The sequence below is a fragment of the Psittacicella gerlachiana genome, assembly GCF_003585965.1.
In the GTDB taxonomy this organism is placed as follows: Bacteria; Pseudomonadota; Gammaproteobacteria; order Enterobacterales; family Psittacicellaceae; genus Psittacicella; species Psittacicella gerlachiana.
The window spans coordinates 1-7,819 of the sequence record NZ_NRJF01000099.1; the positions used below are offsets into that span (position 1 = coordinate 1).

The window sequence follows — 7,819 nt, forward strand, 5'->3', positions numbered from 1 at the left end:
CATAGCAGAAGTTGCAGATATTTTATCAAATTATAGGAAAAATAAACTATTTTTTTAGTTGAAGCTTTAAGGGATCAAAACAACTTTAATAATTAGACAGTGGCAACCTTCCTCTTTTTCTCACTTTATGAAAAAAATAATATATACCAATATTGATTGCCAATAAAACTATGTAAAATCGGACACCCTTAGCCTAAACTAAAAAATTTTATACAAACTGTAGAAACTAACGCTAAAAATAAATACGTAAAAAGTTTTTAAAGTAAAAAATGGAAATTTTGTTGCGAGCACTAAAAAATTAGCGTGCATAAGGATACGAACTAACTTACTCTAAGGGCTAGAATAAATTTAGTTGCAAATTAATGATGGTGATGATGGTGATGATGAGCAGAAATGATGTTGTTATTTTGTAAATTAAACTCACTGGTTAAATAACTGAACTTTTGATAAAGCTTCATAAGATATTTCCTAAATAAATAATTATAAAAAATAGTTTTTTAAAGTCTATAAATATACTATAACAAAAACTAGTTAATTGCAAATATTTTTTTAAGAAAAAAGAGCTAAGCGAATCTTAGCTCTGTTTAAGTAAAATCTAATGGCTCTAAATTTAGTCTCGCACAAATTCCTTTATAACAAGCATAAGCACTAGACCAACACCATTGGAAATTATAGCCTCCTAACTGTCCGGTCACATCAAGCACTTCGCCTATGGCAAATAATCCAGGTACTTGATTAAATTCCATAGTTTTTGATGAAAGTAATTCGGTATTAATTCCCCCTAACATAACTTCAGCCTTATCATAGCCATTATCATTAAGAGCGACAAACTCTTGCTTTTGTACGAAATTGACTAAAGTAGTTATCTGCTCATTACTCAATTGCCCTAACTGCATTTGTAATAAGGGTTGAATTTGCTTTTGGATATAAGTAGTTAGCTTATTGTGAGCTTGTACCTTCTCCCATAAATCAACCAAAGATGAAGGTAATAACTTGTGAAGCAGAGTTTTTACTAAAGCCTTGGCACTAATGTTTAAATGAAGTTGAGAATTGGTAGTTTGCGTATAATCGGCATCTCCTTCGACTTGATATTGAGCAAAAATAAAGTCTTGCTTTCCATCTTGACGAATCTTCACTAATAGATTTTCTAAATCTAACTGCGGTAAAAAGTTAAGGTAAACCTTCTCTCCAGGTTGCCAATAGTTGGAAATCTGTAAAACAGCAGGTCCACTAATTCCTTGATGGGTAAATAAAAGATTATGGGTAAAGCTCTTAGTTTGTGAGGCATTAGAGATATTTACAAAGACACTACAGCCCATAATTTGTTTATAAAAACTATTTTCTTGATTATAAGCTAAAGAAACTAAGCCTGGGCGCGTAGGATTATAGCCTTGCTTTTTCTTAGTACTTAACCCTAAACTTTTAAGTAAAGCTAAGTCTTTACACCATTCACTTACTTGTAAACGTGGATAAGCCATACCTCCTGAAGCTATAACTGTAATTTCACCTTGGTACTTTTGTTGATTTTTATCGACAAGCGTAAGAGAATTATCTGTAGTAACTATATCCACAATAGGAGTTTGCCAATACCAATTTATCTGTGCTTGTGCATATAAAGCATTAGTTTCTATTTGCTCTAGCAAATAATTTAAAATTGCTTTTGCCCCTTGAGTGGTAAAGTACTTTTGCTCTTCCTTGGTATGCATGTCAATTCCCGCCTGCATAAAGTTACTAATAATTTGCCAATTGGTTAGGCCTTTAAGAGCGGAAATAACAAAATGAGGATTTTGACTTAAGTAGTTGTCTTTGTCGACTTCTAGATTGGTAAAATTACAAAAGCCTCCTCCTGAGATTAAAATTTTTCGTCCAGGTTTTTTCCCGAGATCAAAAAGATTTATCTCTAATTTGTGTTGTGCGAGCAACATGGCTAAAAACAATCCTGAAGCTCCAGCACCTATAATATTTACCCTTGTTTTATTCATAATTATTTTTAAGCATTCTCAATTGTAAAAGTCATAACTTCGGCAATTGAAGCTTCTTGCATTACCAACATAATAAATCTATCGAGTCCTAAAGCTATACCCGAAGCTTGAGGCATCCCATGTTTTAGAGCTGCTAAGAATTTTTGATCAAAAGCAATAGTATCTTGATTATTACTTGCTCTTTGATAAAGATCAGCTTGAAAACGTTCTTTTTGTTGTTCCCAATTGGTCAGTTCATAAAAACCATTAGCTAATTCAATTCCACGATAAAACACTTCAGCTCTTTGCGCAGTACGTGGATCTTCAGCAGTAATTTGAGCTAAAGCAGCTTGGCTTGCCGGATAATTATAAATTGCCACAGGATTTTCTTGTCCTAAATAAGGCTCAATACAAGTACTAAATAAAAACTCAAGAATAGTATCCTTATCATACTTTTCTGCATGATAAAGTCCATAGTTTTTTGCTAACTCCACTAGTTCTCGATGACTAGCATCTAATGGAGAAACTCCAAGATATTTTTTAAAAATATACTCATAGGTGTAGCGTTCTAAGACCGTAAAATCAAAAAATACTTTAAATAGCTCTTCAACTTCATCTAATAAACGTTGTAAACTATAGTTAGGTTGATACCATTCGAGCATGGTAAATTCAGGATTGTGTTTTCTACTAGTCGGCTCTAAACGAAAACATTTACAAATTTGATAAATTGGACCCGAACCACCAGCTAAAAGTCTTTTCATATGAAACTCAGGCGAAGTATTTAAAAAATACTCTTTACCTAAGTAATTAGTGGTAAAACTATCTAAATGAACATCAGTTACTGCAGCTTGAGCAAGAATCGGAGTTTCTACTTCAATTAATCCTTTGTTATCAAAAAAATCACGAATCTTTTTTAAGATCTTATGACGCTCTTTAAGATCATTGCGCGTCATCCTACTTTGCCATTCTACTTGTTCTAAATTTAATTCTAACATTGATTTATTTTCTAAAATTAGACAAAAGTCTTTGGGTACTTCCCAAAGACTTTTGTAGGTTTATTTAACACTTGCAATTACCACTTTGGCTTGTCCTGTGAACTTAATTGTACGTTCAACCGAAACAAACACCGCTTGGTTTGCTTGTACTTCAAGTTTATTTGCTACACGGTTTTGATCAAAAAACTCAATAGTTCCTTTACCCTCTAATACATACCAAATTGAAGCATTATTATTCTGATAACCCTGTCCATCAGTAAAGTCTATCAGCTCATAAGTAAACTCTTCACTTGGTAAAGTATAGTCACCTTGAGCATAAACTTTTGGCGTTACAGGAGTAGTATCCACTAAGCGTAAATATAATTCTGTATTTATATGCTTATTGGTTAAACCACCACGAACCACATTATCCGAATTTGCCATAACTTCAACTAAACGTCCCCTTAAATAAGCATGAGGTACGTTCGCTTGTTGGTAAATTCCTTGATAAGCTTCAAGTTTTACTAAATTGAAGAAATAGAAACTAATTAGTCCTACATCTAGATCATCAGGAGTCATGCACAGACTTTTATAAGTAAAAGCTAACCAATAATCAGGATCTAAATTAGCCTGCTCTACATTTAAGACGTCATGCTCTTCTTGATAAGTCACTATATCTTGAGCCTCTAATTGACGTTCAATTAAAGGATCATATAACTCTAAAACCGTATCTAAATGCGAAGCAAGAAGATCTTTTAACTCTGCTTTAGATTTAGTAAACAGCTCTTTGTAAGCTTGTGCTAAATCACGTTGCTCAATAAATTCTCTTAACTGAGTTAAGGCTGGTTTATGAGCTAATTTAGCTAATACCTGCTCTTTAGGCGCAAAGCCATGTAATAAATACATAGGTGTTAATGCCATACCAAATTCAGGTTTATGATTTTTATCCTTAAAAGTACGCTTTGCACTGCTAAGCTCAATTTTTAATTTTTCTTCTTGAACAAAACCTTGAGCCGCCGTTTCTTTATCAGGATGAATTTGAATTGATAAAGGACGAGCTACATCTAAGATTTTAAATAAGAAAGGTAAGGCATCTGCTTTGCTTTCTTCACCAGCTCTTAAAGGTTGTCCATATGCAAGATTATAATTTAAGAGTACATTATAATCTTGGGTAGGATCTACTTCTATTGGATCTTGTCCCGGATTTTCATTGTAAAAGCGTTTAGTAAGCTCTGCTACTTGCTCACCTGAGATGGTTAAACTTCCCTGTCCTTGTGGGTGAGTTCCATACCAAATTTCTGCAATTTGTTGTTCGGGCAATTTTAGCTCTTGAGCTAAGTAGTGTTTACCACCCCAATCGTAATCCTTGATAACTCCGTGAAGTCTAAAAGCCCCACGAGCATTAGCGGCAATTTGAGCTAAACGATGCTTTTGAATTACTTCACGAGCATTACCTATATTTAACTGCTCTGCACAATAGAGAATAGTATCATAATCCTCTTTGCTTCTTGGCATAAATTTAAATACTCGATTTAAACCACTAACTTGAATAATTAGTTCGCCTTTAGGACCAACCGTAAATACGGAAATCGCTTCAAGAGGCACTTCACCAAAACTAATCGCTACATTATTAGTGTTAACGACAATTCTCTTTGGATTAAAATAACTAATTTTAATCACAACTAAAAGAAAGACTAAAGCTAAAGATTGCGTAAATACATCATATTCACCAACAACAAGCCCATAGCCAGTTAAAAGGGCAAAAATAATGGTTGGAATATGTAGTTTACGTTTTAAATTTATAACCGCACGAGTTTTATCAGTAATTTTCAAATACTTATTGGTGCGATAATCTGCAAAAATTGCAATTACCAAACACACAATAAAGAGAATTTTCGTGAACATAATGCTTATCTATTTTTTCTCAAAAATGGTAAAAGTAATGGAAATATTTTTCCCCTTATTTTATCATATTCAGCCCATTCTTGCCTTGTTATCATTAGTAAAAATGAATTTCTCGCCTCTAACTAATAACTTTATGTATTTTTATAATCTCGATTGCTTGAGCCTATAGAAAATTTATGCTTGAGCTTAAAAGCAGTTGTTCACTTATTTAAACTATCACTCTTCTATTACTAATATTAAATAGACTAACTCTAAGAAAGTACAAAACAAAAAGATTACAGGAGTTAATAACAAACTTTACTTTTACCTCTAAGCTATCCATGTTAAACAGGCAAATTTTGGACAAAAAAAGAGCCTCTCATTATGAGAAGCGGATCATAAAAAAATGGTGGGACCACACGGACTTGAACCGTGGACCAAGCGATTATGCTTACCACTATAGTTTTCACTACCCCTTTCGGGTTTGTGGTCTGGACTATACCTTGCCATTACAGCCTTCGTGTCTAGTCTCTACACCTTCTCATAAACATAACCTAAAATACTTAGGAAATTTTATAAGCTTGGCTCGGTATTATCATCAGCTTTACCTGTTAAGACTTCACCGAATTTACGAAGTTCTACTTTATAACTCCAAAAGAATTATAAAGCAACCCATTTAAGATATAGCATATGTAAGAAACACTTAGCTAAATCTTTCTTAAGTCGCCTGCTCTGACCAACTGAGCTATGGTCCCTTTATTTTATTGACTTGTACATTATAACAAGGAAAAAAATAAATTGCAAGAAAAAAGCTCCCAATTTCTCGTAAAATTAGGAGCTTCTTTCTATTTCGAATGATTTTTAATTATTTTTTAGCTTTCTTTGTAGTTTTCTTAGGTGCTTTTTCAGCTTTCTCTGCTTTTTCAGCTTTTGCTTTTGTCGCCTTAGCTGCTTTTGCAGGTTTAGCTTCTTTTTCTTCTTTCTTTGCTCCGTCTTTTGCTAAAGCTTTATCTAAACGCTCACGCATCATACGACCCATGCAAGAAGCATCACCTTGGAAGAATTTTTCTACTTTATCTTTACCTGAATATTGTTGAGCAATGTTTAAACGCTCTAATGGATTTTCAATCATGCGTAAAGCTGCTTCAACATATTCTTCAGTAGTTTTTGCTACCGTCCACTCAGGGAAACCTAAGTAGTGGAATAAACCATCATCGATGTGTTCAAACACTTCTGGACCAGTTTTACAAATACCTGGTAAACCAGCAGTAATTGTATCTACGATACCATTAGTATTACCAAATGGGAATGGGTTTAAGAACATATCACATTTTGACATAATGTTCATATATTCTTTATAACCTTTGTGTTCATGCACAGTTACATTATCTTTACCAAGAGCTTGGGTAATAATGTTTTTAATATGCATGTGAGTTAAACCAATTGCTTGACCAATTAAGAAGTGTAAATGTACTTTCTTCTTAGATTTATCAATAATTTGTTTTAATGTTTGTAATAATTTCGGGTTAAATTTCATAATAGTCGCTGCCATTACGATATTTACCACTTCAGGATCAAATTCACGTTTGGTATTTAAATCTAAATCCTGAGCAAACATTGATGGACGATAGAAAATATCTTTAGGTAAACGTAATAACTCTTCAGAGAAGCATTTAGGAGTATCTTCACCTACATAAATATCTTCAACTACTACATAATCAATGTATGGAGAGTTAGTAGTTGCAGGGTGACCTAAAGCTACCATTTGTACTGGAGCAATACGTAAACAAGTCATAAAGATCGAATTTAAGAACATTCCAATTGATGGCATGTAGAATACGTGTGCTCCACGTTTTTCTGCAACATCACGTACAAATCTTACTTGATCAAATAAAGGAATATCATCTTTAATTGGAATATACTCATCGAATACACCATGAGTTTCTTTACCAACACGGTTTTCTAAGCCCATACCAATTACGTGGAACTCTTTACGCGCTTCATCAATACAACGTGAGTGAGTACGCCAAATTGAGTGACCGCCTGAGAACCACTCAAGAAGTACTAATAATACAGGTTTTTCACCTTTCTTAACTTCTTTAGGTAAATTAGGTACGTCAGTAATTCCTGCTTTCTCTAATTGTAAACGCATTAAACGATTTAATGGTTTTTTGATTTCATGACGTTTTGGTGTATCAGCGTATGAACTGTGCATATAAACATCATGTAAAATTGATACAGGTACTGAATCTAATGAATCTAATTCGTAAAGTTTTTCAGGTAACCATTGTAATAATAACTCACGTTTATCATGAGCAGCTTGAGTACCTAAAAGACGAGGTGATAATAATGCAAAACATAATTGACAAGTTAAATGACGATTTACTTGCCATAAACCTTCAAAGTTTAAAGGTACATTTGAATCAGGTAAGTAGAACATTGCAAATTTTGCAAGGTTTTCACCACCAATTACCGGATTGTTTGCATCTTCACTTTGGTTAAAAGCTTGAATAATATGGTCAGCGTTACGGAAAGGAGACGCTGCAAACATCATTTCAACCCAACGTTGAAGATAGATCATTTGGCTAAAGCCATGATCACTAATTGTAAAATCTTTATGGAGGAATAAGTAGGTAGTTGCACTAATGATTCTTGATAAAAAATGCTCAGTTAACTGATCATTTAATGCTAATACAGGAACATTAGCGGTAAACTTTTCAGTTAATTTTCCTAAATCACCATCTAAATCTCTTAAAAACTCAATAAACTGACGTGCAGCTTCTTCAAATTTATGATGATAACAGTTATATTCGTATTTATTTAAATTAAAAGCCATATAATAACACTACTTATATCTTTATTATATTTATAAAAAATAATTCTTATTTAATAAGAAACAAAAAACTCTAAGACAATATTTAATTACTTTATTGTAATAATCTAATTAGATTTAAAATTAAAAATTTAATAAAGCAAAAAAGCTCTTCTAATATTATAGAC

The 7,819-nt window shown here is 32.9% G+C and carries 4 protein-coding genes; all 4 read right to left on the reverse strand.

Features of this window, described 5'->3' with window-relative positions; all coding sequences use genetic code 11:
- Positions 1–584 precede the first annotated feature (584 nt).
- The 4 genes from CKF59_RS03960 to CKF59_RS03975 all read right to left on the reverse strand — a co-directional run bounded on the left by CKF59_RS03960 (position 585) and on the right by CKF59_RS03975 (position 7,655).
- Positions 585–1,982, reverse strand: a complete 1,398-nt coding sequence (locus CKF59_RS03960; protein WP_119534681.1) for a BaiN/RdsA family NAD(P)/FAD-dependent oxidoreductase — start codon at positions 1,980–1,982, stop codon at positions 585–587.
- Between the two features lie 8 nt (positions 1,983–1,990).
- A complete protein-coding gene (gene epmA / locus CKF59_RS03965; RefSeq protein WP_119534682.1) occupies positions 1,991–2,956 on the reverse strand; it encodes an elongation factor P--(R)-beta-lysine ligase in 966 nt (321 codons plus the stop codon).
- Between the two features lie 60 nt (positions 2,957–3,016).
- Positions 3,017–4,840, reverse strand: coding sequence for a mannose-6-phosphate isomerase, class I (manA, locus tag CKF59_RS03970; protein WP_119534683.1), 1,824 nt, complete (start codon positions 4,838–4,840; stop codon positions 3,017–3,019).
- A gap of 844 nt (positions 4,841–5,684) precedes the next feature.
- Complete coding sequence (locus CKF59_RS03975) at positions 5,685–7,655, reverse strand: peptide transporter (protein ID WP_119534684.1); 1,971 nt, start codon at positions 7,653–7,655, stop codon at positions 5,685–5,687.
- Positions 7,656–7,819: the final 164 nt, after the last annotated feature.